This is a genomic window from Verrucosispora sp. NA02020, from assembly GCF_013364215.1.
Taxonomy (GTDB): Bacteria; Actinomycetota; Actinomycetes; order Mycobacteriales; family Micromonosporaceae; genus Micromonospora.
Map to the genome: position 1 here is coordinate 5,421,903 of NZ_CP054923.1, position 24,858 is coordinate 5,446,760.

Here is a 24,858-nt window from a genome sequence, read left to right on the forward strand (position 1 = left end):
CTCGATGACGCGCCTGCCCCATCGCCACGACGATCTCTCCCCGGGGTGATCATGAATTCCTCCGCGCCGCAGCAGACCATCGGACTCACCACCATCTCGCGTACCGTCGCGTCGCTCGCCGTCGGTGTCGTCCACACGCTGGAACGCGCCGTCGTCGGGCCGACCCGGATCCGGACCGCGCGCGGCAACGCCTGGGAGGCCATCTGCGCCGACCGGGCCCGGGCCGACCAGCGGGCCGCGCTGGACCAGCTGGTCGCCGAACTCGCCGCCAGCCGCGCCCGGGACCGGCAGCCGGTCGGCTGACCGGCCGGGCCGCTCAGCGCTCGGTCGGGTCCTCGCCCCGGTCGAGCGCGTCCCACGCCTCGACGGTGCCGGCCCCGTGGATCGGTCCCGCCGCCGGTGCCGACTGCCGGGACCGGCGCTCGTAACGGGCACCCATCGCCGGCCAGTCCCGCCCACGCAACGCCGTCAGCAGCCCACCGGCTGCCGCCAGCACGCCGCCGAGCAGGGTGAGCGCCGGCCACTGCCGGGCCACCTCGTCGCCGATCTCGGCGACCAGCCCGTACCCGCCGCCGGCGGCCATCATCAGACCGAGCAGCGCCAGCAACCCGCCGAGCACCTGCCGCAGCCGGCCACGGGTGGCCAGCACCGCGCCGCCGCCGGCCAGGCCCACCAGGGCGAGCGCCGGCAGCCAGGGCAGCAGTTGCGTGCCGGTCCGCCCCTCCTCCAGCAACGGCGTCGGTACGCCCACCACGTCGGTGTCCAGCGCCCAGGTGCGGGTCACGGCCCAGAGCGCCAACCCCGCACCGGCCAGGCAGAGCAGCACCGCGTACGCCAACCCGCGCCGGCCCGACGCGGACCGAACCTGCCCACTCATCGGGCGGGCCTTTCGCTCGCGACTGCGGGACTCCGCTGCGCTACATTCCTCGCGCTCACCGAGCCCGCCCTTCGCTCGCGACTGCGGGACTCCGCTGCGCTACATTCCTCGCGCTCACCGAGCGGGCCTCAGTGTCTCGGCGGCGGCGATGGCGGCGAGCACCGCAGCGGCCTTGTTCCGGGTCTCCTGGTCCTCGGCGGCCGGATCGGAGTCGGCCACCACCCCGGCACCGGCCTGCACGTACGCCCGCCCGGCCCGCATGAGCGCGGTGCGGATGGCGATGGCCATGTCGAGGTCGCCACCGAAGCCGAAGTAGCCGACGGTGCCGCCGTACAGGCCCCGGCGTACCGGCTCCAGCTCCTCGATGATCTCCATGGCCCGCACCTTCGGCGCTCCGGAGAGGGTGCCCGCCGGGAACGTCGCGGCCAGCGCGTCGAAGGCGGTGCGGTCGGCGCGCAGCGTCCCGATCACGGTGGAGACGATGTGCATGACGTGGCTGTACCGCTCGATGGTGGCGAACTCCGGCACCTCGACGGTGCCCGGTCGGCAGACCCGGCCCAGGTCGTTGCGGCCCAGGTCGACGAGCATCACGTGCTCGGCGCGTTCCTTCGGGTCGGCGAGCAGCTCGGCGGCGAGCCGGGCGTCGGCCTCCGGGGTCGCCCCGCGCGGACGGGTGCCCGCGATCGGGTGCAGCAACGCGCGCCGCGCGCCGTCGACCTCGCCGGTCACCTTGAGGTGTGCCTCCGGCGACGAGCCGACGATGTCGAAGTCGTCGAAGCGCAGCAGATACATGTACGGGCTCGGGTTGGTGGTGCGCAGCACCCGGTAGACGTCCAGCGGGTCGGCGTCGGTGTCGCGTTCGAACCGCTGGGCGAGCACGATCTGGAAGCACTCGCCGGCCCGGATCGCCTCCTTGGCCGCCTCGACCGCCTTGGGGTAGCCGCCCTCGGGGGTACGGCTGCGGACCTCACCGGCGCGGGGACGGCGGACCGTGGAGACCATCGGCGGGATCGGTCGGGACAGTGCGGTGGTCATCGCGTCCAGCCGGCCCACCGCGTGGTGGTAGGCGGCGGCCACCTGCGTCTCGCGGCCCGGGTCGTCGAGCGGGGGCAGGACCGCGTTGGCGACCAGGATGGCCGAGCCGTCGAAGTGGTCCAGCACCACCAGGTCGGTGGCGAGCATCATGCCCAGCTCGGGTACGCGCAGGTCGTCCTCGGTGAGCGAGGGCAGCCGTTCGAAGCGGCGGATCAGGTCGTAGCCGAGGTAACCGACCATGCCCCCGGTCAGCGGGGGCATCGTCCCGTCCGACTCGCCGGGCGGGCCGGCCATCGCCGCCACCGTGGCCCGCAGCACCTCGACCGGGTCGCCCGTGGTGGGCAGCCCGGCGGGCGGCTCACCGAGCCAGGCCGCCGAGCCGTCCTGTTCGACCAGGGTGGCGCTGCTGCGGACGCCGACGAAGGAGTATCGGGACCAGGCCAGTCCCGACGAGCCGACGCCCTGCTCGGCGGACTCCAGCAGGAACGTGCCGGGCCCACCGGCGAGCTTGCGGTAGACCCCGACCGGTGTCTCCGCGTCGGCGAGCAGCCGCCGGGTGACCGGCACCACCCGCCAGCGGGCGGCCAGGTCGGTGAAGGTGGCCAGATCGGGGCTGACCGTGCCGTCGGTCATGCCGACGCTCCGGTCTGCCCGGATCGCGCGTACCGCCCGCTCACGAGGTCACCTCGCCGGAGGCGACCGGAAGTTCGGTGAAGAAGCAGGTGCGCTGGCCGGTGTGGCAGGCCGCGCCGACCTGGTCGACGCTGACCAGGACCGCGTCACCGTCGCAGTCCAGGGCCACGGACCGGACGTACTGGTGGTGGCCGGAGGTGGCGCCCTTGACCCAGTACTCGCGGCGGCTGCGCGACCAGTAGGTGGCCCGGCCGGTGGTCAGGGTGCGGTGCAGGGCCTCGTCGTCCATCCAGGCCACCATCAGCACCTCACCGCTGTCGTGCTGGCGGACCACGGCGGCCACCAGGCCGTCGGGGGTGCGGCGTAGCTGTGCGGCGATCTCCGGATCGAGTCGCGACGGCCGGTCCGGGCCGCCCGGCGGCTCCGGCGGGGAGAGGTGGGCGCCGCTCGTCGGCGCGTCAGGTACGGGCACAGTGACCCATTGTCCCGCACGCGGCGCCGGAACCTGAGAGGGCTCCCGGCTGGCGGACGGCGCGGGACCGACGGGCTGGCGCAACTGGGTGACGTACCGGTCCAGGCGCCCGTCGAGCAGGGCGTCGGCGAAGTCGGCACCGGCCACCTCGGCCACCTCGGCGGCGTACGGGCGGATCAGCGGCAGGGTGCCGGCGACCAGCCGGACCGCCGCCGCCCAGAGTTGCCCGGTCGATCCGGGCAGCAGGCCGAGGCAGCGCAGCATGTCCTGCCGGTAGCCGGGCGGCGCCACCGGCAGGTCGAGCGCGGCGGCGAAGGCCGAGCGACGGGACACCACCCGCACCGAGGGGTTCGCCAGCCGCAGCACCGAGGGGCAGAGCCGGGCCAGGTCGGCGGCGGCCAGCCGGACGCCGAGCGGGTCGTCGGCGTCGCGCGCGGCGGCCACCTTGCCGAGCGTGGCGATCAGGTCCTCCAGCCGAGGTTCGTCGGCCGGCTGGCAGAGCACGGTCAGGTTGATCCGGTCCCGCCAGTGCGGGTCGGCCCAGAGCAGCCGCGCCGGGGCCGTCACCGGCAGCCCGAACGCCCAGTCGGCCGGCTCGCCCAGGCGCGTCACCCAGGACCGGATGTCGCGGGCGGCGACCGAGACGTGGGTCAGGCGCCCGGAGTGCTCTGCGAGGTAGGCCCGGCGCTCGGCGTACGGGGCTCCACCGACCAGGACGTCGACGTCGACGTCGCTGTGCGGGGTGGCGGCTCGACGGGCGTGGCTTCCGCGCAGCAGGATGCCGACCACGGGCCGGTCGGCGGTCGCCCGCAGCCGCGCGGCCCAGTCGTCGAAGAACCCACTGTCCGGTGACGGAGCGTGATCCACTGCGCCATCGTGCCGCAGGTCCGATCCGGGCGCAATGCCCCACAACGGACATGGTGTCCGATACGGAGGCTAAAGCCCGTGCTATGGCGAAATCGGGGCCTGGCCCGTCCGAAAGAATTCAACTACCGTTGATTTCAACAGCCGATGAATTTTGGAGGTGGGCGATGGTGGACGCGATCGCCGTCCGGGGCCTGGTCGTGGACCGGGGCGGACGGCGGGTACTGCACGGGATCGACGCCGGGGTGCCGCGTGGCGCGGTCACCGGGCTGCTCGGCCCCAGCGGCAGCGGCAAGACCACACTGATGCGCGCCGTCGTCGGGGTGCAGGTGGTCACCGCCGGCACGGTGACCGTGCTGGGCCACCCGGCCGGTGCGCCGGAGCTGCGCCACCGGGTCGGCTACCTCACCCAGGCGCCGAGCGTCTACGCGGACCTGACGGTGCGGGAGAACGCCCGCTACTTCGCCGCCCTGCACGGCCGGGGCCGGGCCGAGGCGGACCGGGCGGTGGCCGACGTCGGGCTGGCGCCGGCGGCGGGACAGATCGTCGGCACCCTCTCCGGCGGGCAACGCAGCCGTGCGTCGCTGGCCTGCGCGCTGGTCGGCGAGCCGGAGCTGATCGTGCTCGACGAACCCACCGTCGGGCAGGACCCGGTCCTGCGGGCCGAGCTCTGGGCGAGGTTCCACGCACTCGCGGCGGCCGGCACCACCCTGCTGGTCTCCAGTCACGTGATGGACGAGGCGGCCCGATGCGACCGGCTGCTGCTGATCCGCGCGGGACGGCTGATCGCCGACGACACCCCGGCCGCGATCCGGGCCGCCGCCGGGGTCGACGACCTCGACGAGGCGTTCCTGCGGCTGATCCGGGCCGGCGAGGCCGGCACCGGCACCACGACCGCCGAGGAGGCGTGATGAACCCGCGCATCCTGGCCGCCACGGTCGGCCGCATCCTGCGGCAACTGCGCCACGACCGACGGACGGTGGCGCTGCTGGTGCTCGTGCCCACCGCGCTTCTCACCCTGGTCTATTACATGTACGCCGACCAGCCCACGCCGCCCGGCCAGCCGTCCACGTTCGACCGGATCGCGCTGGTGATGCTCGGCTTCTTCCCGTTCATCATCATGTTCCTGGTGACCAGCATCGCCATGCTGCGCGAACGGACCAGTGGCACGCTGGAACGGCTGCTCACCACCCCGCTGGCCCGCACCGATTTGCTCTTCGGGTACGGCATCGCGTTCGGGCTGGCCGGCGCGGTGCAGGCCACCATCGCCTCGGCCGTGGCGTACGGGGTCTTCGGCCTCGAGACCGCCGGCAGCAGTGCGCTGGTGATCCTGATCGCGGCGCTGAACGCCGTGCTCGCCGTCGCGCTCGGGCTGCTGTGCAGCGCCTTCGCCCGCACCGAGTTCCAGGCCGTACAGTTCATGCCGGTCGTGGTCGCCCCTCAACTGCTGCTCTGCGGGCTCTTCGTGCCTCGCGACGAGATGGCCGGCTGGTTGCAGGCGATCAGCGACGTGCTCCCCCTGTCGTACGCCGTCGAGGCCCTTCAGGAGGTCGGCGCGAACGCCGAGCCGACCGCGACGATGTGGCGGGACGTGGCGGTGGTCGCCGGTGCGGCGGTGTTGGCGCTGGTGCTCGCCTCGGCCACGCTGCGACGGCGTAGCGGCTGACAGGCCACCGAGCGGGAAGAGAGGGCGATGGCACGGCGCAGCGGACGGCGACCCGGCAACCCGGCAACCCGGGACGCCATCCTGGCGGCGGCCCGCACCGCCTTCGCGGAACGGGGTTTCGACGCCGCCACCATCCGGGCCGTCGCCGCCGCCGCCGAGGTCGATCCGGCGCTGGTGCACCACTACTTCGGCAGCAAGGAGCAACTGTTCCTGGCCGCCGTGCAGGCGCCGGTCGACCCTCGGGAACTGTTGCCGGCGGTGCTCGACGGCGACCGCGACGGGATCGGGGAACGACTGGTCCGGACGTTCGTCGCGATGTGGGACTCCCCGGCCGGCGCCGCCGGGGTGGCCCTGCTGCGCTCCGCGGTCGGCAACGAGTGGACCGCCCGGCTGGTCCGGGAGTTCCTGACCACCCAGGTGCTGCGCCGGATCCTCGACCACCTCGACGTCGACCCGGCCCACCGGCCGTTGCGCGGCGGGCTGGTGGCGAGCCAGTTGATCGGGCTCGCGCTCATGCGGCACGTGGTCCGGCTGGAGCCGGTCGCCTCCGCCGAGCCGGAGACCCTGGTCGCCACCGTCGGGCCGACCGTGCAGCGTTACCTCACCGGCGAACTCGTCGGCTGAGCCCGGCTCAGCCGCCGGCCGCCGGGTGCAGCATCTCGTCGAACAGCCGGGGCAGTTCGTCGTGCCCGGCCACCGGGCGCGTGAAGGCGAGCCGGGTCCGGTGCCGGGCGCCGGTGTACCCGAACGAGACCAGCATGCCGTACCTGTCGATCCGCTCCACCCGGGGCGCCCCGTCGACACCGGCCAGCCCCAGCCGGCGGCACAGGTAGGCGGTCAGCCGGTCGGCGTACCGGTCGGCGAGGTCGGCCAGCAGCACCGCCTCGACCGGGTGCAGCGGGTCCGGCTCCGCCTCCGCGTACGCCATCGGGTCGATCCGGCGACGCGTGCCGGCGCGGTCCCACTGGGCCTGCTCCACCTCGAACCGGCACAACCGGAACCGGGTGCCGACGTCGAGCAGGTCCCCGGTGGCGTCCACCTCGGCGAAGTCCAGCGCGGCGGCACGTTCCTCGGCGCCGGTCAACTGGCGCACCCAGCCGGAGACCAGCGCGCGGCCCAGCGACGGCGCGCCCGCGGCGGGCGGCAGGTCCAGCACGTCCAGCGCCACGGCCAGCGGGCGGTCCGGACCGGTGGTCCGCACGGCGGCGGTGAGGTCGCTGACCACCGGCACCAGCAGCAGCACCCGGCCGTCGCGGTCGGTGACGTGACGGACGTGGTGCAGACCGGGCCGGCAGGCCACGTGGACGAGACCGGCCAACCGGCCCGCGACGAGGGTACGGACGATCTCGGCAGGGCTCGGCCGCATGGCACGACCTCCTTCTAAGGTTAGGCTTACCTAACCCGAAGACTAGGGCATCGTCCGGGCCACGTCCACCGGATCCGCCCACCGCCGTCACCGCGTCCGCCCGACCGATCGACCGCCGTCGCGCCGCCCCCACCGGCCACTACCGCGTCTGCTCCAGCCACGAGGCGTAGAGCAGGCCGTAGACCGAGTCCGGGTCCCGGATCAGCTCCTCGTGCGGCCCGCGCTGCACGATCCGACCCCGGTCCACCACGATCACCTCGTCGGCGCCCTGCGCGGTGGAGAGCCGGTGCGCGATCGCCAACGTGGTCCGCCCCCGGGTCACCGCGTCCAGGGTCCGTTGCAGGCGCACCTCGGTGGCCGGGTCGACCGCGCTGGTCGCCTCGTCCAGCACCAGCAGATCCGGATCGGCCACGTACGCCCGGGCCAGCGCCACCAACTGCCGCTCCCCCACGCTCAACGCCTCACCGCGCTCCCCCACCCGGGTCGCCAGCCCGGCCGGCAACCCGTCCAGCCAGTCGGCCAGCCCCAGATCACTGAAGGCCGTGGTGAGCTGCTCGTCGGTCAACGCGGGACGGCCGAACCGCACGTTGTCCGCCACCGACGCGTCGAACAGGAAGCCGTCCTGCGGCACCATCACCACCCGGGACCGCAACGAGTCGAAACGCACGTCGGTCAACGCCACCCCGGACAGCAGCACCGCGCCCGCCGTCGGGTCCATCAACCGGGTGAGCAGCTTGGCGAAGGTGGTCTTGCCACTGCCCGTCTCGCCCACCACCGCGACCCGGCTCTTCGCCGGGATCTCCACGCTCACGTCGTGCAACACCGTCGGCCCGTCCGGATAGGCGTACCGCACCTGCGCGAAGCGGATGTCCAGCGGCCCGGCGGGCAGCTCCCGCCCCTGCGGACCCGGGTCGGCCACGTCCGGCGAGACGTCCAGCACGTCCAGCACCCGCCGCCACCCGGCGATCGCGTTCTGCGCCTCGTTGAGCACCTCCGTGGCGATCTGCACCGGCTGGATGAAGAGCGTCACCAGGAACAGGAACGCGGTGATCGCACCGATGCTCAACGTCTGGTCGGCGCCGAGGACCACGCCGAGCACCACCACCCCGGCCAGCGCCACCCCGGCCGCCAGTTCCCCCACCGAACTGCCGAGGATGCTGATCCGGATCGCCTTGCGCTGCGCCTGCTGCTGGCTGTCGATCGCCTCGTCCAGCCGCCGCGCCGTCCGACCGGCGATGCCGTACGCCCGGATCACCGGCGCGCCGACCACGCTCTCACCGACCGCCGCCAGCAACGTGCCGGTCCGCTGCCGCACCACCCCGTACGCGGCGGCGAGCCGACGCTGGAGCAGCCGGATCACCAGCACCGCCGGCACGAACGCCGCGTAGACCACCAGGGTCAGTTGCCACGAGTACGCCAGCATCACCACCGTCGTCACCGCCAACTGACCCAGGTTCACCAGCAGGATCACGCCGCCCCACTGGAGGAACTGGGTGATCTGGTCGACGTCGCTGGTGACCCGGGAGACCAGCGATCCCCGCCGCTCGGACTGCTGGTGCAGCATCGACAGGTCGTGCACGTGCCGGAACGCCCGCACCCGGACCCCGGCCAACGCCGTCTCACTGACCGTGAACAGCCGCCGCATCATCAGGTAACCGCAGGCGGTGGTCACCACCAGCACGGCGGCCGTGACCGCCACGACGACGAACAACGCGTTCAGGTCGAGTCCGTCGGCGATGCCCCGGTCGATGCCCTGCTGCACCGCCACCGGCACGGCCACCCGGCCGACCATGTAGACCAGCGCCAGACCGAGGGTCCCGGCCAGACCGACCCGCAACTCCGGCGACAGCGCCAACCCCCGGCGCAGCGTCCGCCAGGTCGACTCCGCCGGCTCCGGCACGTCCGTCGTCACACTCGCGCTCACCGGTGCCATCCTTCGTTCACGACTGCGGGACTCCGCTGCGCTGCGTTCCTCGCGCTCATCCGGGCCCACTCTTCGTTCGCGACTGCGGGACTCCGCTGCGCTGCGTTCCTCGCGCTCACCGGTCCACCTCCAGGCCGGAGGTCATCGGAGTGACCTCGTCGTACGTCGGTTGCCGTTCGTGGTCGACCTCGGCCTGCTCGTACGCGGTGACCAGGTTGGCGTAGCCGGGCACGGTGGCCAGCAGCGTGGCGTGGGTGCCCCGCGCGACGACCCGGCCCTGCTCCAGATAGATGACCTCGTCGGCGAGGGCGATGGTGGCCCGGCGGTACGCCACCACCAGGATCGACGCGCCGGGACCGCCCGCCGCGGAGGAGCGCAGCCCGGCCAGGATGGCGGCCTCCACACGCGGGTCGACCGCGCTGGTGGCGTCGTCGAGCACCAGCAGGCGGGGACGCCCGGCCAGGGCACGGGCCAGGGTGAGCCGCTGCCGCTGCCCGCCGGAGAGCGAGGTGCCCCGCTCGCCGACCCTGGTGTCGAGCCCGTCGGGCAGCGCGGCGACGAACCCGTCGGCCTCGGCCAGCCGCAACGCGGCCCAGACGTCCTCGTCGTCGACGCCCGCCCGGTCCAGCGAGACGTTGGCCCGGACGGTGTCGTCGAAGACGAACGGCACCTGCGCCACCAGTGCCACGGTGCCGGCCAGCGAATCGGCGGCCAGCTCGCGTACGTCCACGTCGTCGAGGCGTACGGACCCGGCGCGGGGGTCGACCAACCGCACCGCCAGCGACGCCACCGTGGACTTGCCGGAGCCGGTCGGCCCGACCAGGGCCACGGTCTTGCCGGCCGGCACGGTGAAGGTGACCTCGCCGAGCACCTCGGTGCCGGGCAGGTGCGCCTCGGCGGGTTCGTAGGAGAAGGTGACGTCGGCGAAGGAGAGCGTGGCGGGCGCCTCCGCGCGCGGGTCCAGCCGGGTGTCGCCGTACGGCATCTCGCCGGTGGCGTCGAGCACCCGGCGGACCCGGTCCCACCCGGCCACGCTGCGCGGCAGTTCGGCGAGCACCCAGCCGATGGCCCGCACCGGGAAGGCCAGCACGGTGAAGAGGAAGGCGACGCTGACCAGCTCGGCGACCGAGATGGCACCCTGCTGCAACCGGTACGCGCCGACCACCAGCACGGCGAGCGTGCCGAGGCTGGGCAACGTCTCCAGCATCGGGTCGAAGACGCCGCGCAGCCGACCGACCGAGATCAGCGCGTCGCGGAGTTGGCCGGCGCGGGCCGCGAACCGGTCGGTCTCCTGGGCCTCCCGACCCATCGTCTTGACCACCAGCGCGCCGTCGAAGCTCTCGTGCGCGATCTCGCTGACCTCGGCACGCAGCCGCTGCGCACGGGCCTGACGCGGTGCCATCCGGCGGGAGTAGGCCACGTTGAGCGCGAACAGCGCCGGGAACACGGCCAGCCCGACCAGGGCCAGCGCCCAGTCGGTGAAGAACAGCGACGCCACGGCGCCGACCAGCATCACCAGCGTGCCGACCGCGAACGGCAGCGGCGCGATCGGGTGCCAGGCGGCCTCGACGTCGGAGTTCGCGTTGGACAGCAGGGTGCCGGTGGCGTTGCGGTGGTGCCAGGCCAGCGGCAGTTCCAGATATCGGCGGGTGACCCGGCGGCGGTAGTCGGCCTGGAGGCGGTACTGCATGTATCCCGCGCCGAGCCGCCGGCCGAAGATGCCGACCACCCGCAGCACGCTGATCCCGAGCAGCGCGGCGGCGGCCAGGGCCAGCCCGCCGACGCCGACCGCACCGCGCTCGATGGCCGGCACCACCACGTCGCCCACCACCGCGCCGATCACGAACGCGCTGCCCACCACCATCACGCCGAACAGCACACTGCCGCTGACCGCCACCGCGAAGATCCTCGGCTGTTCCCGGATGGCCCGCCCCAGGACGGCCAGCCCGCGACCGAGCACCTCCCGACTAGTCCCGCTCGCCACGTATCTCCCCCGCCGTAAGCCGCCACAATCCTCACTCATCCTTACCGCAGCACGCCGATCCCGCCGACCCGCTGCGATATGTCTGACGTCACCTCGCGAGCCGGCACGAACCGGGCGGACCGGCCGCGCTCGGCCTACGATCACCACATGCCGCGCTACGCCCGGTCGGAGCGCGAGGCGCTCACCGACCTGATGTCGACCCTGGGTCCGGACGCCCCGACGCTCAACGAGGGCTGGACCACCCGTGACCTGGCCGCGCACCTGGTGGTGCGGGAACGGCGGCCGGACGCCGCCGCCGGCATCCTGATCGGGCCGCTGCGCGACTACTCCGAGCGCGTCCGGCGCGAGATCGCCGCACTCGACTGGGCCGACCTGCTGGACCAGGTACGCCGGCCACCGGTGTGGAGCCCGGTGAGCAACCCGCTCACCGACGAGCTGGCCAACACGATGGAGTTCTTCATCCACCACGAGGACGTCCGCCGGGCCCAGCCCGAGTGGCAGCCCCGCGCGTTGCCGACCGGACTGGAGCAGTCGTTGTGGCGGCGCGCCTCCACCCTGGCCCGGATGGCCCTGCGCCGGTTCCCGGCCCGGGTGGCCGTGCGGGCACCCGGGCACGGTGAGGTGACCGCCGGTCAGGGCGGCGAGGAACTGGGGCTGATCGGCGCGCCGGGCGAACTGGTGCTGTTCCTGAGCGGCCGGCAGCAGGCGGCGCGGGTGGAGGTCGAGGGCGGTGCCGAGTCGGCGCACCGGCTCCGCAGCGCCAACCTGGGCTTCTAACCGTCTGTGCGGAACCGGTCACGGCGATATCCGAAACGTTATTTGTCCGATCGTTCGGCCCTTCGCACTGCTCCCGTACGCTGGCCGCGCCGCCTCGTGGGGAAGCGGCGCGACAGGGAGCCCAATGCGAAGCTTTGCGGTCTCGGCCCTGCGGGAGCCCCCGTTCTCCGGCGCCCGGCATCACCACACCGAGCAGGTCGCCCAAGAGAGCACCGACTGGGCGCACCACCTGGGCCTGATCAGTAACGGGCAACGACTACGCCGGGCGGACGCGGCCGGGCTGGCCGGACGAGCCTGCCCGGAGGCGTCGCTGGACGGCCTGCGGCTGCTGGCGGACCTGATCTCCTGGCTGTTCGTGATGGACGACGCCTGCGACGAGGACGGCCTGGGCAGCGACCCGACCCGACTCGCACCGACCGTGGCCGCGCTGCTCGACGTCCTGGACCGCCAGGGCACGTCGACGGAGGCGACGTCCGGCACGGCCGGCCCCCTCGGGCTCGCGCTGGCCGACCTGTGTCGGCGCGTCCGGGCCCACCGGCGCCCGGCGGTGCTGCTGCACTTCACCGCGGCCATGCGGGGCTACCTGCTCGCCCTGTTGTGGGAGGCGGCCAACCGCGAACACGGCCGGGTGCCGCCGGTCGACGAGTACGTCCAGATGCGCCGGCACACCGGTGGCGTCTATCCCAGCATCACGCTGACCGATCTGGCCCTGGACGGTTTCCCGCCGGCCGACCAGCGGGCCGATCCCGACTGGGCCGAGTTGGACCTGCTCGCCGCCGACCTGGTCTGCTGGTGCAACGACGTCTTCTCCTACGGCAAGGAGAACCGGGACGGCCCGGACGCGCACAACCTGGTCACGGTGCTGACCGGGGAGACCGGCGACGAGTCGGCGGCACTACGGGCCGCCGCGGAGCGTTTCAACGCCGGGCTGAGCGCGTACCTGACCGCCGAGAACGGGTTGCTGACCAGCCACGGCGACGCGGTCCGACCGGCACTCGCGGCACGCCGCAACTGGATCCGGGCCACCTACGACTGGTCCCGGGCCGCCGAGCGGTACGCGTAGCACGACGCCGCCCGCGCCCGGTGCGGGGGCGGCGATGATCGTCAGGGCTAGCCGATGCCCCGGCGCAGGCAATACCCTTCGGTAACGAACACCGACGTGACGACCGTCACGCCTCCACCCCCGAAGGCGGCTACAGCGATGGCTCTCGATGTACCGTACCGTTCCATTCCTGACATGTTCCTCAAGCGCGTGGCGGCTACCCCCGACCGCCACGCTTTCGCCCACCCCGGTCCGGACAACGCGCCGGTCTGGCTGACCTGGACGCAGGTCTCCGCGCGGGCGAAGGCGGTCGCCGCCGGCCTGCACGGCCTGGGCGTCGGCCAGGAGGACCCGGTGGCGATCCTGGCGAACACCCGGCTCGACTGGGTGATCGCCGACTTCGGCATCATGTGCGCCAGCGGCGCGACGACCACGGTCTATCCGACGACCGAGCCGCAGGACGCCACCTACATCCTCGCCGACTCCGCCTCCAAGGTGCTCTTCGCCGAGGACCCGTCCCAGGCGGCCAAGATCGCCGGCGCGGACCTGCCCGCGCTGACCCACGTGGTCCTCTTCGACGGCGAGCCCGACCCGGCGGCGGCGGTGCCCCAACTGACCCTCGCCCAGTTGGAGGAGCAGGGCGCCCAGCGGCTCGCTGAGGACCCCGAGCTGGTCGACCGCATCGTGGCCGGCATCGGGCCCGAGCACCTGGCCACGCTGATCTACACCTCCGGCACCACCGGCCGCCCCAAGGGCGTCGAGCTGCTGCACGGCGGATGGTGCTGGGAGGGCGTGGCGCAGGAGGCGGTCGGCCTGCTGCGCGAGGACGACCTCCAGTACCTCTGGCTGCCGCTGTCGCACTCGTTCGGCAAGACGCTGCTCTGCGGCTCCACCCACGTCGGCATGCCGACGTACGTGGACGGGCGGGTCGACAAGCTCGTCGAACTGCTCTCGGTGGTCCGCCCGACGCTGATGTGCGGCGCGCCCCGGGTCTTCGAGAAGGTCTACAACAAGTCGGTGACCACCGCGCAGAGCGCCGGCGGCGCGAAGGCGAAGATCTTCGCCTGGGCGGTCGGCGTCGGCAAGGAGAAGGTCGCCCTCGACCAGGCCGGCAAGCCGGTGCCGGGTGGGTTGAAGCTCAAGTACGCGGTGGCCGAGAAGCTGGTCTTCAGCAAGCTCCAGGCTCGCCTCGGCGGGCGGATCCGGGTGCTGGTCTCCGGCGCCGCCCCGCTCAGCCCGGAGATCGCCACGTTCTTCGCCGCGGCGAACCTGCCGATCAGCGAGGGGTACGGGCTGACCGAGAGCAGCGCCGGCAACTTCGTCAACCCGCCCGGCGCGTTCCGGATCGGCACGGTCGGCAAGGCCATGGGCGACCTGGAGTGCCGCATCGACAGCGACGGCGAGATCCTGATCAAGGGTCGGCCGGTCATGCGTGGCTACCACAACCTGCCGGAGGAGACCGCCGCCGTCTTCACCGAGGACGGCTTCTTCCGGACCGGTGACATCGGCAGCCTCGACGCCGACGGCTACCTGCGCATCACCGACCGGAAGAAGGACCTGGTCAAGACGTCCGGCGGCAAGTACATCGCGCCGTCGCACATCGAGGGCATGTTCAAGGCCACCTGCCCGTACACCTCGCAGGCGGTGGTCATCGCGCAGGCCCGCAACTTCTGCACGCTGCTGGTCACGCTGGACCCGGACGCCATCGCCGGCTGGGCCGCGGGCACCCCGCTCCAGGGCCGCCCGTACGCCGAGATCGTCTCCTCGCCCGAGGCGAAGGCCATGGTCGAGCAGTACGTGGCCGAGCTCAACACCAAGCTCAACCGCTGGGAGACGATCAAGAAGGTCACCATCCTGCCGCGCGATCTGACCATCGAGGACGGCGAGATCACCCCGTCACTCAAGATCAAGCGGCGGGGCGTGGAGAGCAACTTCTCCACCGAGATCGACAAGATGTACGCGGGCACCGTCGCCGAGATCTGACGGTCGTCGACACCGGCGTACACGACATCGGCCCCGCCGCCCGTTCCCGGGCGCGGGGCCGAGGCGTACCCGCTCACAGGTGGCGTCCCCGCCAGGTGGTCTGCTCCGCCTCGGCGGCGAGTTGCTCGGCCATCGCCACCTCCCGGACCTGGCGGCGCAGCGACGCGTCGGTCAGCGTCTGCACCACCGTCATCGCCAGCACGACCACGGTGAGCAACGTCAGAGTGACCAGTTCCGGCACCTGGGCGGCGACCGGCAGCAGCAGCACCAGCAGGCACACGCCGCCGACGGTCGGCCACCGCAGCGTGCGCAGGACCCGCCAGCCCAGCGCCACCAGCGTCACCAGATAGAGCGCCACGCCACCGTGCAGCACCAGCAACTCACCAGCGGGCAACAGGCTCCCGGCCGAGGTGGCCGGCTCGGCGGCACCGGTGAGCACCCGCTTGAGCCCGAGCGCGAACAGGATCGGGCCGGCGACCAGCGGCAGGTGCAGGTAGGTGTAGGCGTCGCGGGCCAACGCCGAGCGGGCCCGTGGATCCCGGGTGCGGTGCAGCACCTGTTCCAGTGCCAGCGCCAACGTGTCGAAGTACGACCACCAGAGCGCGGCGACCACCGCCACCGCGAGCATCCCCGAGAGGATCACCAGCCAGGTCAGCGGCGTATCGACGACGAAGTGGGCGCCGAGCCCCAACGCGATGATCGTCTCGCCGAGCGCCACCAGCACGATCAGGGCGTGCCGCTCGGCCCAGTGCCCGGCCGAGAGCAGCGTCCAGTTGCTGCTGCCCAGCGCCACCGCCGCCCCGTACTCGACGACGATCGCCGCGATCCAGAACAGCAGCCGCAGCCCGATCTCGCCCGCCTCGTCGGCCAGTCGCTGGGGCAGCAGCGCGGCGGCCAGCACCAGCGTGCCGACCACTGCCGCCCGTCCCATCGCGGCCAGGAAGCGGCGACGCAGCTCGGGGTCGCCCCGGGCCAGCCAGCCCAGGACACCCACCTGGACGACCCGGACCAGGAAGTAGCAGATCGCGAAGACCAACGGCCCGGACAGCCCGCCGGCCGTGCTGCTGAACGCCTGCGGCATGGCGAGCGCGAAGACCAGGGCCCCGCCCATGGTGGCGAACGCCACGAAGGGCAGCACCCCCTGGTCGGTACGGACCAGGTTGCCGATCACCGCGAAGCCGGTCCAGGCCCACCAGAGCAGCACCAGCACGACCACGCACTGGAGCAGGCCGCGCGGCGTGAAGTTGTCGGCGGTGAGCGTGGTGACCTGGATGAAGGCGAAGACGAAGACCAGGTCGTAGAAGAGTTCCAGGCGGGTGGCGCGCGACCCGGGTGCACCCGGTCGCACCCCACGCGACCACCGCACCCCCCGGAGTCCGTCCACCCCGGCAGTCTGCCCGCCGTCGACCGGCGGGCGAGGTGGATCAGCCGGATCGGCTCCGGCGCGACCCCGGTCAGGCGATGACGCTCGGCTCCCGCCACCGGGGCAGCCCGGTCCGGTCCAGGTCGTAGCGGACCGCGGCGATCCGACCCACCGCCTCGACCAGGTCCCCGGCGGGCAGGGTGAAGGGCAGCCGCAGGAAGCGTTCCAACGTGCCGTCCAGGCCGAACCGGGGTCCGGGTGCCAGGCGTACGCCGACCTCCTCGGTCGCCCGCGCCAGCGCGCTGGAGATCGGGCCGTCCAGCTCGGCCCAGAGCGTCACGCCGCCGCGCGGCACGGTGACCCGCCACTCCGGCAGCCGGTCGGCCAGCGCACCGAGCAACGCGTCCCGTTGCACCGCCAGTTGCGTACGCCGGGCGGCGACGATGCCCGGCGCGGCGGCCAGCAGGTGCACGGCGACGAGTTGGTCGAGCACCGGGCTGGACATGTCGACGCCGACCCGGGCTGCGGCCAGCCGCTGCACCTGCGGCGCGGAGGCCCGGATCCAGCCGATCCGCAGACCGCCCCAGAAGGGCTTGCTCATGCCGCCGATGCTGACCACCCGGGAGTGCCGGTCGAAGCTCGCGGTCGGCGGCGGCAGCACGGTGCCGTCCAGCGGCAGGTCCACGAAGGACTCGTCGATCACCAGGTCGGTGCCGACGGCGTGGGCGGTGGAGACCAGACGCTCGCGCAGGTCCGCCTCCATCAGATGCCCGGTCGGGTTCTGGAAGTCCGGGATCAGGTAGGCCACCCGGGGGCGGACCTGCCGCAGCGAGCCGAGCATCAGGTCGGCGTCCCAGCCGGTGGCGTCGGCGGCCAGTCCGTGGGTGGTGATCCGGGCCCGTCGGGCGGCCAGTGCGGCCAGCGCGTTGGGGTAGCTCGGTGACTCGACCAGCACCCCGCTGCCCGGCGCCAGGGCCAGCCGGAGCACCAGGTCCAGGGCGTGCTGGGTGCCGTTGGTGACCATGATCTGGTCGGGTGAGGTGGGCAGTCCCCGGTCGGTGTAACCCTGGGCCACCGCCTCCCGCAGCTCGATGATGCCGGTCGGGTGGTAGCCGGCCCCGCCGAGGTAGCGGGGCAGGTCCTCGGTCGCGGCCTGGGCTGCCGGCAGCAGCTCCGGCGGGGCGGCCAGCGCCGCCACCCCCAGGTCGATCATGTCCCGGTCGTCGAGCGGGGTCCAGAGACCGTTCGGCGCCACCCGGTGTGTGCCAGGCAGCCGGGTCCAGCTTCCCGCACCCCGGCGGCTGGACAGGTGCCCGCTGTCACGCAGTTCGCGGTACGCGGCGGTGACGGTGGTCCGGCTGATCCGCAGCGCCTCGGCCAGATCCCGTTCCGCCGGCAGGCGTACGCCCAGCGGCAGCCGCCCGTCAGCGAGCAGGCCGCGTACCGCGCCGGCCAGCGCGGCGTAGTCGGGACTGCGCCGCCGACCGGGCAGCGCATGCCACTGGCCGAGCAGTCGGGCCAATTGCGCTCCACGCACCTGACTCGCCATGGCCACTCCCCGAAAATTGGCTCTATGCGCGCCCAGATTGGCCCCTAGAGTGGCACGCGTGACCCTGATTGGCAACCTCCGCCACCGGCCGGTCCGGCGACTGACCCAACTGCACGTCGGCCTCGCCCTCTACGGCTTCAGCATGGCGCTGATGATCCGTTCCGAGCTGGGCCTGAACCCCTGGGACGTGTTCCACCAGGGCCTCTCCCGGCTGACCGGGCTGACCATGGGCACCACGGTCATCCTGGTGGGCGCCCTGGTGCTGCTGACCTGGATCCCGCTGCGGCAGCGCCCCGGCATCGGCACCGTGGCCAACGTGGTGGTGATCGGCCTGGCCGTCGACGCGACGCTGGCCCTGCTGCCCACCGGTGGGCCGCTGCCGGTGCGCGTCGCGCTGCTGGTGGCCGGCATCGTCGGCAACGGCATCGCCACCGCCCTCTACCTCGGTGCCCGGCTCGGCCCCGGCCCCCGCGACGGGCTGATGACGGGTCTCGCCGCCCGCCGGCCCGGCTGGTCGCTGCGCCTGGTCCGCACCGCCATCGAGATCGCCGTACTCGCCGTGGGCTGGCTGCTCGGCGGGACGGTCGGTCTCGGCACCGTCGCGTACGCGCTGACCATCGGGCCCCTCGCGCAGTTCTTCCTGCCGGTCTTCGACACCCCCGAGCCGGGCCCCGCCCCGGTCGGGACCGCGCCCGCCACCTGACGACGTCGCCGCGCCACCCCGCGTACCGGCCGCTCCGGCGACCCGCCCGCGACATCAACCCTCGGCAATCGACAGGTGACGCAGAGTCGCAGTGGGTCGGGTGGTGTTTCCTTCCCGCCGCGCTGACGGCAGAATCTCCACATGGGGGAGAACGCCTGGCGACGGACCGACGCGTGGATCTTCGTCTCGTTGGTGATCGCCAGCGGCGCGGGGAGGCACCGGCGTTCCCCGACAACCCGCAGGCCCGAGGGCGTACGCCTGGCCGACGTGATCTCCACCGCCGACCACCTCGACCGGACGCTCCCCGAGCGACACGACATCGAGGGAGCGATCCGCCGGCTGCTCGGCGCCGGCCTGGTGGAGGTCGCCGACGGCTGGTTCCGGATCACCGCCGACGGGGAGCGGCTCTGGCGCACCCGGCCCAGCGCCGGGCTGGCCACCACCGTCGACACCGTCCAGGGCGTGCTCAGTCGACGGCACCCGCCCGGCACCGCGGACTGGCACCTCGACGAGGCCGAGCACACCGCCGCCGTCCAGGAATATCTGGTCCGCTCCGTCCCGATGCCCCGCCGCTCGCCCGAGGGCCACTCCGGCCGGGGCTGAGTACCCGGGTCAGCGGACGGGGTGACCCGCGCCGCGCAGCGCGTCCTTGACCTCGGTGACGGTCAGTTCCCCGAAGTGGAAGACGCTCGCCGCGAGGACCGCGTCGGCACCCGCGCCGATCGCCGGGGGGAAGTGCGCCACCTCGCCCGCGCCACCGCTGGCCACCACCGGCACGTCGACCACCCGGCGTACCGCGGCGATGAGTTCGAGGTCGAAGCCGGCCTTGGTGCCGTCGGCGTCCATCGAGTTCAGCAGGATCTCCCCGGCGCCGAGTTCGGCGCCGCGCGCGGCCCACGCCACCGCGTCCAGCCCGGTCCCTCGCCGGCCGCCGTGCGTGGTCACCTCGAAACCGCTGTCGGTGGTGCCCGCCGGTGCCCGCCGCACGTCGAGCGAGAGCACCAGCACCTGGCGGCCGAAGCGGTCCGCGATCTCGGCGATCAGCTCCGGCCGGGCGATGGCCGCGGTGTTCACCCCGACCTTGTCGGCACCGGCACGCAGCAGCGTGTCCACGTCCGCGACGGCACGCACGCCCCCGCCGACGGTCAGCGGGATGAAGACCGACTCGGCGGTACGCCGGACCACGTCGAGCATCGTGCCCCGGTCGCTGGACGAGGCGGTCACGTCCAGGAAGGTCAACTCGTCCGCGCCCGCCCGGTCGTACGCCGCCGCCAACTCGACCGGGTCACCGGCGTCCCGCAGGTCGAGGAAGTTGACCCCCTTGACCACCCGACCGGCGTCCACGTCGAGACAGGGGATCACGCGCACCGCCACCGTCATGCCGGAAAGCCTATCGCCCGGTGCCGGTGCGCTGACCGGCCGTACCCGGGCCCCCGGCCGGCTCACGTGTTAGCAGGGGACCCTTCCTCTACCGCAGGCGGTAACAAGGTGCCATTCCTTACCGCTCGGCGAGGGTCTCCAGGGCCTGGGCGACGGTGAACGCGCCGGCGTAGAGCGCCTTGCCGGCGATCACACCCTCCACCCCGATCGGCTCCAGCGTCGCCAGCGCCCGCAGGTCGTCCAGGGTCGAGACACCCCCGGAGGCGATCACCGGGGCGTCGGTGCGGCCGCACACCGCCCGCAGCAGGTCCAGGTTCGGGCCACGCATGGTGCCGTCCTTGGTGATGTCGGTGACCACGTACCGCGACGCGCCGGCCTTGTCCAGCCGCTCCAGCACCTCGTACAGGTCACCGCCGTCGCGGGTCCAGCCGCGCGCCGCCAGGGTCCGGCCCCGCACGTCCAGACCGATCGCGACGCGGTCGCCGTACTCGCCGCAGATCCGGTCGCACCACTCCGGGTCCTCCAACGCCGCGGTGCCGATGTTCACCCGCTCGGCGCCGGTGGCCAGCGCGGCCCGCAGCGAGGCGTCGTCGCGGATGCCGCCGGACAGTTCGACGCGTACGTCGAGCCGGCGCACCACCTCGGCGAGCAGCGCCGCGTTCGAGCCCCGGCCGAACGCGGCGTCGAGGTCGACCAGGTGGATCCATTCGGCGCCGTCCTGCTGCCAGGCCAACGCGGCCTCCAGCGGATCGCCGTAGGTGGTCTCGCTACCCGCGGCGCCCTGCACGAGTCGGACGGCCTGGCCGTCGGCGACGTCCACGGCAGGCAACAGGGTGAGGCTCACGAATCTTGGTCCTTCCAGATCAGGAACGGCGGTTCAGGGCGATCACCACGATCACCGGCAGAACGAGCAACAACAACACGATCAACAACAGCCGCAGCCCCAGGTCGGGCACGAGCAGCCAGATCAGGACGACCGCCGCCAGGGTCAGCGCCACGATCGCGGCACGCTCACCCCGGGAGTACCGGAGCAACCGGCCGGTGCGCCCCCGGCGGACGGTGGGCACGAACCGGCGGACCAGCGCGCGACGCCGGGCCCGGCGGGCCATCGCCCGTTCCCGGACCACCTGACGTCGGGCGGCCTCCGCCTCGCGGACCGCGCGACGACGGGCCCGTTCCTTGCTCACCGGCGCCCCCGCGTACGCCCGGTCGTCGCCGACCGCCGGGCGCTGCCCCGGTCAGCCACCGACGGGCACCGTGGCCAGCCAGTTGCGCAGCAGGGCCGCACCGGTGTCGGCGGACTTCTCCGGGTGGAACTGGGCGGCCGAGAGCGCACCCCGTTCCACCGCCGCGACGAAGTCACGGTCGTGGTGGGCGGTGGTCACCCGGACGCCGGCCTCGGTCAGCGCGGCCACGTCACCGGCCGCGTACGAGTGGACGAAGTAGAAACGGCTGTCGGCCGGCAGGCCGGCGAAGAGCACCGAACCGACCGGCGCCTGCACGGTGTTCCAGCCCATGTGGGGCAACCGGGCGGCGGGAAGCCGGCTGACGCCACCCGGCAGCAGACCCAGCCCCTTGGTGACCACCCCGTGCTCGTCGCCGGACTCGAAGAGGATCTGCATACCCACGCAGATGCCCAGCACCGGCCGACCGGCGGCGACCCGCTCGGCGATCACCGGGCCCGCGCCGACCTCGTCGATGCCGGCCATGCACGCGGCGAAGGCACCCACCCCGGGCACCACCAGACCGTCGGCGTCGGCAGCGGCGGCCAGGTCTCCGGTGACCACCACGTCGGCACCGGCGGCAGCCAGCGCGCGTTCCGCCGAGCGCAGGTTGCCCGACCCGTAGTCGAGCACCACGACCCGGCGACGCGCGTCCTCGGCACCGGCAGGGCGACTGCTCACGTCGGCCACTATCCCTCCCCCGGCAGCAGCCACAGCACACCGGCGATGCTGGCCAGCAGCGCCAGCAGACCGCAGACCACCACCGCGCCGCGCGGCGCGCCCTGCCGGTGCAGCGAGAGCGTCCCGCCCACCAGCACCCCGGCGAAGATCAGCAGCAGCGTCGGCAGCACCGCGCCCATCAGCGGCACCCCCGCCCGGTGACGTCCCGGCCGGTCACAGCGCGCCCTTGGTGCTCGGGATCGCCCCGGCCGCGCGCGGGTCCAGCGCGGTCGCCTCACGCAGCGCCCGGGAGACCGCCTTGAACTGCGCCTCCACCACGTGATGGGCGTCCGGGTGCCCGCCGGGGCGAGCCGCCCGCAGGACGTCCACGTGCAGCGTGATCCGGGCCGCCTGACCGAACGACTCCCAGATGTGCCGGGTCATGCTGGTCGGGTAGACCGGGCCGATGTACGGCGCCAGCGCCGGCTCGTCGTGCACCACGTACGGCCGACCGGACAGGTCGACGGCGGCCCGGACCAGCACCTCGTCCATCGGCACGACGGCCGAGCCGTAGCGCCGGATGCCGGCCTTGTCGCCCAGCGCCTGGTCGAACGCGGCGCCCAGCGCCAACGCGGTGTCCTCCATCGTGTGGTGCGCGTCGATCTCCAGGTCACCCACGGTCCGCACGGTCAGGTCGAAACCTCCGTGCCGGGCGATCTGGTGCAGCATGTGGTCGTAGAAACCGACCCCGGTGCTGATCTCGACCGCTCCGGTGCCGTCGAGGTCGATCTCCACCAGGACCTTGGTCTCCTTGGTGATCCGCTCCACCCGGGCGGTCCGGCTCATGATGGGGTGCCTTTCGGTCGCGGCGGGGCCTGGCCCTCGCGCTGGGTCTCGTCCACGGCGGCAAGGAAGGCGTCGGTCTCGGCCGGGGTGCCGGCGGTGACCCGCAGCCAGCCCGGCAGGCCGACGTCGCGTACCAGCACCCCCTGCGCCAGCATCGCGCGCCACGCCACGCCCTGGTCGCCGCCCACCTCGTAGAGCACGAAGTTGGCGTCGCTGTCGGCCACCCGCAGACCACGGTCGCGCAGCGCGGCGACGATCCGGTCCCGCTGGCGCATGATCTCCGTGACGGTGCCGAGCAGCGTCTCGCGGTGTGCCAGCGCCGCCCGCGCGGCGGCCTGGGTGAGCGCCGAGAGGTGGTACGGCAGGCGCACGAGCTGCACCGCCGCCACCACGGCCGGGTCGGCTGCCAGGTAGCCCAGCCGCCCGCCGGCGAACCCGAACGCCTTGCTCATCGTCCGGGTCACCACCAGCCGAGGGTGCCCGGGCAGCACCGCCAGGGCGCTGACCGTCCCCGGCCGGGCGAACTCCGCGTACGCCTCGTCGACCACCACCATGCCCGGTGCCGCGTCCAGCACGGCGGTGACCACCGCCGGGTCGAGCGCGGTGCCGGTGGGGTTGTTCGGCGAGCAGAGGAAGACCACGTCGGGTCGGTGCTCACGGATCTGGGCCACCGCCTCGTCGGCGGTCAACCCGAAGTCGACGCCGCGTCGGGCCGGCACCCACTGGGTGCCGGTGCCCAACGCCAGCAGCGGATGCATCGAGTACGCCGGCGTGAAGCCGAGCGCGGTCCGCCCCGGTCCACCGAACGCCTGGAGGAGTTGCTGCTGGATCTCGTTGGAGCCGTTGGCCGCCCACACCCCGTCGCCGGTGAGCCCGTGGCCGACGTACTCGGCCAGGTCGGCGCGGAGCGCCACCGCGTCGCGGTCCGGGTACCGGTTGAGGTCCCGCAGCTCGGCGGCGACGGCCTTGCCGATCGCCTCCACCACCGGCTCCGGCACCGGGTAGGAGTTCTCGTTGGTGTTCAGCCGCACCGGCACGTCGAGCTGCGGCGCGCCGTACGGCGACAGCCCGCGCAGGTCGTCCCGGATCGGCAGGTCGGACAGCTCGGTCATGAGGGTTCCTGACGGAATCGGGCGGAGACCGCCTCGCCGTGCGCGGGCAGGTCCTCCGCGGTGGCCAGCGCCACCACGTGCGGTGCCACCTCCCGCAGCGCCTCCTCGGTGTACTCCACCAGGTGGACGCCGCGCAGGAAGGACTGCACCGAGAGCCCGGACGAGTGCCGGGCGCAGCCGCCGGTGGGGAGTACGTGGTTGGAACCGGCGCAGTAGTCACCCAGCGACACCGGCGAGTACGCGCCCACGAAGATCGCCCCGGCGTTGCGTACCCGCATCGCCCACTCGCGGGCGTCGACGGTCTGGATCTCCAGGTGCTCCGCCGCGTACGCGTCGACCACCCGCAGCCCTGCGGCCAGGTCGTCGACGAGCACGACGCCGCTCTGCTCCCCGCCCAGCGCGGTGCCGACCCGGTCGGCGTGCTTGGTCGCCGGCACCTGCCGGGCAAGTTCGCGGTCCACCGCGTCGGCCAGCGCCACCGAGGGGGTGACCAGCACGCTCGCCGCCAGCGGGTCGTGCTCGGCCTGGCTGATCAGGTCGGCGGCGACGTGCGCCGGGTCGGCGGTGTCGTCGGCGAGGATGGCGATCTCGGTCGGGCCGGCCTCGGCGTCGATGCCCACCACGCCGCGCAGCAGCCGCTTGGCGGCGGTGACGAAGATGTTGCCGGGCCCGGTGATCATGTCGACCGGAGCGCAGTGCGCACTGCCGGCGGCGTCCACCGCGCAGCCGTACGCCAGCATGGCCACCGCCTGCGCCCCACCGACGGCGTAGACCTCGTCGACGCCGAGCAGCGCACAGGCGGCCAGCACCCGGGCGTCCGGCAGCCCGCCGTTCTCCTTCTGCGGCGGCGAGACCACCACCAGCGACCGGACTCCGGCCGCCTGCGCGGGCACCACGTTCATCACCACGGTCGACGGGTACATCGCCAGGCCGCCGGGAACGTAGAGACCGACCCGGTCGACCGGCACCCAGCGCTCGGTGACCGTGCCGCCCGGCACCACGTGGGTGGTGTGATCGGTGCGCCGCTGGTCGTCGTGAACCGTGCGGGTCCGGCGGATGGACTCCAGCAGCGCGGCGCGGACCTGCGGGTCGAGGGTCTCCTCCGCCGCGGCGATCGCCTCGACCGGCACCCGGAGCACCTCCGGGGAGATCCCGTCGAACCGCTCACTGGCCTCGCGGACCGCCTGGTAGCCATGCTCACGGACCGCCGTCACGATCGGGCGGATGCGCTCGACGGCCACCGACACGTCGAGTTGGGCACGGGGCAGCAGGTGGCGCGGGTCGGGCTCGCCACCGCGCAGGTCGATCCGGTTCAACACCCCTGCGAGTCTAGGCGGCCCGCCACCGGGCCGACCGACGCCGCCCGCTGTCCGGGACGGTGAGCCGGGACACGCCGGTG

General features: G+C 73.4%; 25 protein-coding genes and 1 pseudogene. 9 read left to right on the forward strand and 17 right to left on the reverse strand.

Annotation, left to right across the window (positions count from 1 at the left end; all coding sequences use genetic code 11):
- The first annotated feature begins 51 nt into the window (after positions 1 to 51).
- The gene (locus HUT12_RS24065) at positions 52 to 303 is read left to right on the forward strand and encodes a hypothetical protein (RefSeq protein WP_176094859.1); all 252 of its coding nucleotides are present in this window, start codon (positions 52 to 54) and stop codon (positions 301 to 303) included.
- Between the two features lie 13 nt (positions 304 to 316).
- Here HUT12_RS24065 and HUT12_RS24070 read toward each other — a convergent pair whose 3' ends face one another.
- From HUT12_RS24070 to HUT12_RS33390, 4 genes and pseudogenes are all read right to left on the reverse strand, one after another.
- On the reverse strand, positions 317 to 877 hold the full coding sequence (locus HUT12_RS24070) for a Trp biosynthesis-associated membrane protein (protein ID WP_131057377.1): 561 nt from the start codon (positions 875 to 877) through the stop codon (positions 317 to 319).
- A 114-nt stretch (positions 878 to 991) separates the two neighbouring features.
- Positions 992 to 2,545 carry an anthranilate synthase component I gene (locus HUT12_RS24075; RefSeq protein WP_131057375.1) on the reverse strand — a complete coding sequence of 518 codons (1,554 nt, stop codon included), beginning with the start codon at positions 2,543 to 2,545 and terminating at the stop codon, positions 992 to 994.
- A gap of 40 nt (positions 2,546 to 2,585) precedes the next feature.
- Complete coding sequence (gene hisI / locus HUT12_RS32950; RefSeq protein ID WP_131057379.1) at positions 2,586 to 3,017, reverse strand: phosphoribosyl-AMP cyclohydrolase; 432 nt, start codon at positions 3,015 to 3,017, stop codon at positions 2,586 to 2,588.
- A gap of 180 nt (positions 3,018 to 3,197) precedes the next feature.
- Positions 3,198 to 3,884, reverse strand: a pseudogene (locus HUT12_RS33390) (phosphoribosyl-AMP cyclohydrolase); the annotation flags it as partial.
- A gap of 164 nt (positions 3,885 to 4,048) precedes the next feature.
- Between HUT12_RS33390 and HUT12_RS24085 the strand changes: the two are divergent.
- Genes HUT12_RS24085 through HUT12_RS24095 form a run of 3 tightly spaced genes read left to right on the forward strand, consistent with a single transcriptional unit; the run spans position 4,049 to position 6,171 of the window.
- Entirely contained in the window at positions 4,049 to 4,792 is a 744-nt protein-coding gene (locus tag HUT12_RS24085; protein WP_176094861.1) for an ABC transporter ATP-binding protein, read from the forward strand.
- Positions 4,792 to 5,547 (forward strand): ABC transporter permease, encoded by a 756-nt coding sequence (locus tag HUT12_RS24090; protein WP_131057712.1) that lies wholly within the window; start codon positions 4,792 to 4,794, stop codon positions 5,545 to 5,547. The genes HUT12_RS24085 and HUT12_RS24090 overlap by 1 nt, the downstream gene beginning before the upstream one ends.
- A gap of 27 nt (positions 5,548 to 5,574) precedes the next feature.
- Positions 5,575 to 6,171 (forward strand): TetR family transcriptional regulator, encoded by a 597-nt coding sequence (locus HUT12_RS24095; RefSeq protein WP_131057713.1) that lies wholly within the window; start codon positions 5,575 to 5,577, stop codon positions 6,169 to 6,171.
- A gap of 7 nt (positions 6,172 to 6,178) precedes the next feature.
- On the opposite strand, the gene HUT12_RS24100 is transcribed toward HUT12_RS24095, so the two are convergent.
- From HUT12_RS24100 to HUT12_RS24110, 3 genes are all read right to left on the reverse strand, one after another.
- Positions 6,179 to 6,913, reverse strand: coding sequence for a DUF2470 domain-containing protein (locus HUT12_RS24100; RefSeq protein WP_176094862.1), 735 nt, complete (start codon positions 6,911 to 6,913; stop codon positions 6,179 to 6,181).
- Between the two features lie 139 nt (positions 6,914 to 7,052).
- On the reverse strand, positions 7,053 to 8,837 hold the full coding sequence (locus tag HUT12_RS24105) for an ABC transporter ATP-binding protein (protein ID WP_254876939.1): 1,785 nt from the start codon (positions 8,835 to 8,837) through the stop codon (positions 7,053 to 7,055).
- A gap of 115 nt (positions 8,838 to 8,952) precedes the next feature.
- Entirely contained in the window at positions 8,953 to 10,821 is a 1,869-nt protein-coding gene (locus HUT12_RS24110) for an ABC transporter ATP-binding protein (RefSeq protein WP_254876940.1), read from the reverse strand.
- Between the two features lie 147 nt (positions 10,822 to 10,968).
- Between HUT12_RS24110 and HUT12_RS24115 the strand changes: the two genes are divergently transcribed.
- From HUT12_RS24115 to HUT12_RS24125, 3 genes are all read left to right on the forward strand, one after another.
- Entirely contained in the window at positions 10,969 to 11,598 is a 630-nt protein-coding gene (locus tag HUT12_RS24115) for a TIGR03085 family metal-binding protein (RefSeq protein ID WP_176094865.1), read from the forward strand.
- Positions 11,599 to 11,722: 124 nt separating this feature from the next.
- The gene (locus tag HUT12_RS24120; protein ID WP_131052753.1) at positions 11,723 to 12,661 is read left to right on the forward strand and encodes a terpene synthase; all 939 of its coding nucleotides are present in this window, start codon (positions 11,723 to 11,725) and stop codon (positions 12,659 to 12,661) included.
- A gap of 138 nt (positions 12,662 to 12,799) precedes the next feature.
- Positions 12,800 to 14,623 carry a long-chain fatty acid--CoA ligase gene (locus tag HUT12_RS24125; protein ID WP_176094866.1) on the forward strand — a complete coding sequence of 608 codons (1,824 nt, stop codon included), beginning with the start codon at positions 12,800 to 12,802 and terminating at the stop codon, positions 14,621 to 14,623.
- A gap of 73 nt (positions 14,624 to 14,696) precedes the next feature.
- On the opposite strand, the gene HUT12_RS24130 is transcribed toward HUT12_RS24125, so the two are convergent.
- Together HUT12_RS24130 and HUT12_RS24135 are read right to left on the reverse strand one after the other, a co-directional pair.
- Positions 14,697 to 16,007 (reverse strand): low temperature requirement protein A, encoded by a 1,311-nt coding sequence (locus HUT12_RS24130; RefSeq protein ID WP_254876941.1) that lies wholly within the window; start codon positions 16,005 to 16,007, stop codon positions 14,697 to 14,699.
- Between the two features lie 70 nt (positions 16,008 to 16,077).
- The gene (locus HUT12_RS24135; protein WP_131052751.1) at positions 16,078 to 17,535 is read right to left on the reverse strand and encodes a PLP-dependent aminotransferase family protein; all 1,458 of its coding nucleotides are present in this window, start codon (positions 17,533 to 17,535) and stop codon (positions 16,078 to 16,080) included.
- A 58-nt stretch (positions 17,536 to 17,593) separates the two neighbouring features.
- Between HUT12_RS24135 and HUT12_RS24140 the strand changes: the two genes are divergently transcribed.
- Positions 17,594 to 18,238, forward strand: coding sequence for a YitT family protein (locus HUT12_RS24140; protein WP_176094867.1), 645 nt, complete (start codon positions 17,594 to 17,596; stop codon positions 18,236 to 18,238).
- Between the two features lie 141 nt (positions 18,239 to 18,379).
- Positions 18,380 to 18,841 (forward strand): hypothetical protein, encoded by a 462-nt coding sequence (locus tag HUT12_RS24145; RefSeq protein WP_131052749.1) that lies wholly within the window; start codon positions 18,380 to 18,382, stop codon positions 18,839 to 18,841.
- A 9-nt stretch (positions 18,842 to 18,850) separates the two neighbouring features.
- On the opposite strand, the gene hisF is transcribed toward HUT12_RS24145, so the two are convergent.
- The 8 genes from hisF to hisD all read right to left on the reverse strand — a co-directional run bounded on the left by hisF (position 18,851) and on the right by hisD (position 24,778).
- A complete protein-coding gene (gene hisF / locus HUT12_RS24150) occupies positions 18,851 to 19,618 on the reverse strand; it encodes an imidazole glycerol phosphate synthase subunit HisF (RefSeq protein ID WP_131052748.1) in 768 nt (255 codons plus the stop codon).
- A 118-nt stretch (positions 19,619 to 19,736) separates the two neighbouring features.
- Positions 19,737 to 20,462 (reverse strand): bifunctional 1-(5-phosphoribosyl)-5-((5-phosphoribosylamino)methylideneamino)imidazole-4-carboxamide isomerase/phosphoribosylanthranilate isomerase PriA, encoded by a 726-nt coding sequence (gene priA / locus HUT12_RS24155; protein WP_131052747.1) that lies wholly within the window; start codon positions 20,460 to 20,462, stop codon positions 19,737 to 19,739.
- A gap of 19 nt (positions 20,463 to 20,481) precedes the next feature.
- Positions 20,482 to 20,805, reverse strand: a complete 324-nt coding sequence (locus HUT12_RS24160) for a hypothetical protein (RefSeq protein ID WP_131052746.1) — start codon at positions 20,803 to 20,805, stop codon at positions 20,482 to 20,484.
- 51 nt (positions 20,806 to 20,856) lie between these two features.
- Entirely contained in the window at positions 20,857 to 21,522 is a 666-nt protein-coding gene (hisH, locus tag HUT12_RS24165; RefSeq protein ID WP_236145687.1) for an imidazole glycerol phosphate synthase subunit HisH, read from the reverse strand.
- 8 nt (positions 21,523 to 21,530) lie between these two features.
- On the reverse strand, positions 21,531 to 21,701 hold the full coding sequence (locus tag HUT12_RS24170; RefSeq protein WP_162854348.1) for a hypothetical protein: 171 nt from the start codon (positions 21,699 to 21,701) through the stop codon (positions 21,531 to 21,533).
- 34 nt (positions 21,702 to 21,735) lie between these two features.
- On the reverse strand, positions 21,736 to 22,347 hold the full coding sequence (gene hisB / locus HUT12_RS24175; RefSeq protein WP_131052745.1) for an imidazoleglycerol-phosphate dehydratase HisB: 612 nt from the start codon (positions 22,345 to 22,347) through the stop codon (positions 21,736 to 21,738).
- Positions 22,344 to 23,459, reverse strand: coding sequence for a histidinol-phosphate transaminase (locus tag HUT12_RS24180; protein WP_176094868.1), 1,116 nt, complete (start codon positions 23,457 to 23,459; stop codon positions 22,344 to 22,346). Before HUT12_RS24180 ends, hisB begins: the two co-directional genes overlap by 4 nt.
- Positions 23,456 to 24,778 (reverse strand): histidinol dehydrogenase, encoded by a 1,323-nt coding sequence (gene hisD / locus HUT12_RS24185; RefSeq protein WP_176094869.1) that lies wholly within the window; start codon positions 24,776 to 24,778, stop codon positions 23,456 to 23,458. The genes HUT12_RS24180 and hisD overlap by 4 nt, the downstream gene beginning before the upstream one ends.
- Positions 24,779 to 24,858 lie beyond the last annotated feature (80 nt).

What these genes read in the sequence shown, in the direction of transcription:
- HUT12_RS24065 (WP_176094859.1), top strand. Translation starts at nt 52, where the DNA reads ATGAATTCCTCCGCGCCGCAGCAGACCATCGGACTCACCACCATCTCG.
- HUT12_RS24070 (WP_131057377.1), bottom strand. Translation starts at nt 877, where the DNA reads ATGAGTGGGCAGGTTCGGTCCGCGTCGGGCCGGCGCGGGTTGGCGTAC.
- HUT12_RS24075 (WP_131057375.1), bottom strand. Translation starts at nt 2,545, where the DNA reads ATGACCGACGGCACGGTCAGCCCCGATCTGGCCACCTTCACCGACCTG.
- HUT12_RS24085 (WP_176094861.1), top strand. Translation starts at nt 4,049, where the DNA reads ATGGTGGACGCGATCGCCGTCCGGGGCCTGGTCGTGGACCGGGGCGGA.
- HUT12_RS24090 (WP_131057712.1), top strand. Translation starts at nt 4,792, where the DNA reads ATGAACCCGCGCATCCTGGCCGCCACGGTCGGCCGCATCCTGCGGCAA.
- HUT12_RS24095 (WP_131057713.1), top strand. Translation starts at nt 5,575, where the DNA reads ATGGCACGGCGCAGCGGACGGCGACCCGGCAACCCGGCAACCCGGGAC.
- HUT12_RS24100 (WP_176094862.1), bottom strand. Translation starts at nt 6,913, where the DNA reads ATGCGGCCGAGCCCTGCCGAGATCGTCCGTACCCTCGTCGCGGGCCGG.
- HUT12_RS24115 (WP_176094865.1), top strand. Translation starts at nt 10,969, where the DNA reads ATGCCGCGCTACGCCCGGTCGGAGCGCGAGGCGCTCACCGACCTGATG.
- HUT12_RS24120 (WP_131052753.1), top strand. Translation starts at nt 11,723, where the DNA reads ATGCGAAGCTTTGCGGTCTCGGCCCTGCGGGAGCCCCCGTTCTCCGGC.
- HUT12_RS24125 (WP_176094866.1), top strand. Translation starts at nt 12,800, where the DNA reads ATGGCTCTCGATGTACCGTACCGTTCCATTCCTGACATGTTCCTCAAG.
- HUT12_RS24135 (WP_131052751.1), bottom strand. Translation starts at nt 17,535, where the DNA reads ATGGCGAGTCAGGTGCGTGGAGCGCAATTGGCCCGACTGCTCGGCCAG.
- HUT12_RS24145 (WP_131052749.1), top strand. Translation starts at nt 18,380, where the DNA reads ATGGGGGAGAACGCCTGGCGACGGACCGACGCGTGGATCTTCGTCTCG.
- hisF (WP_131052748.1), bottom strand. Translation starts at nt 19,618, where the DNA reads ATGACGGTGGCGGTGCGCGTGATCCCCTGTCTCGACGTGGACGCCGGT.
- HUT12_RS24170 (WP_162854348.1), bottom strand. Translation starts at nt 21,701, where the DNA reads ATGGGCGCGGTGCTGCCGACGCTGCTGCTGATCTTCGCCGGGGTGCTG.
- hisB (WP_131052745.1), bottom strand. Translation starts at nt 22,347, where the DNA reads ATGAGCCGGACCGCCCGGGTGGAGCGGATCACCAAGGAGACCAAGGTC.
- HUT12_RS24180 (WP_176094868.1), bottom strand. Translation starts at nt 23,459, where the DNA reads ATGACCGAGCTGTCCGACCTGCCGATCCGGGACGACCTGCGCGGGCTG.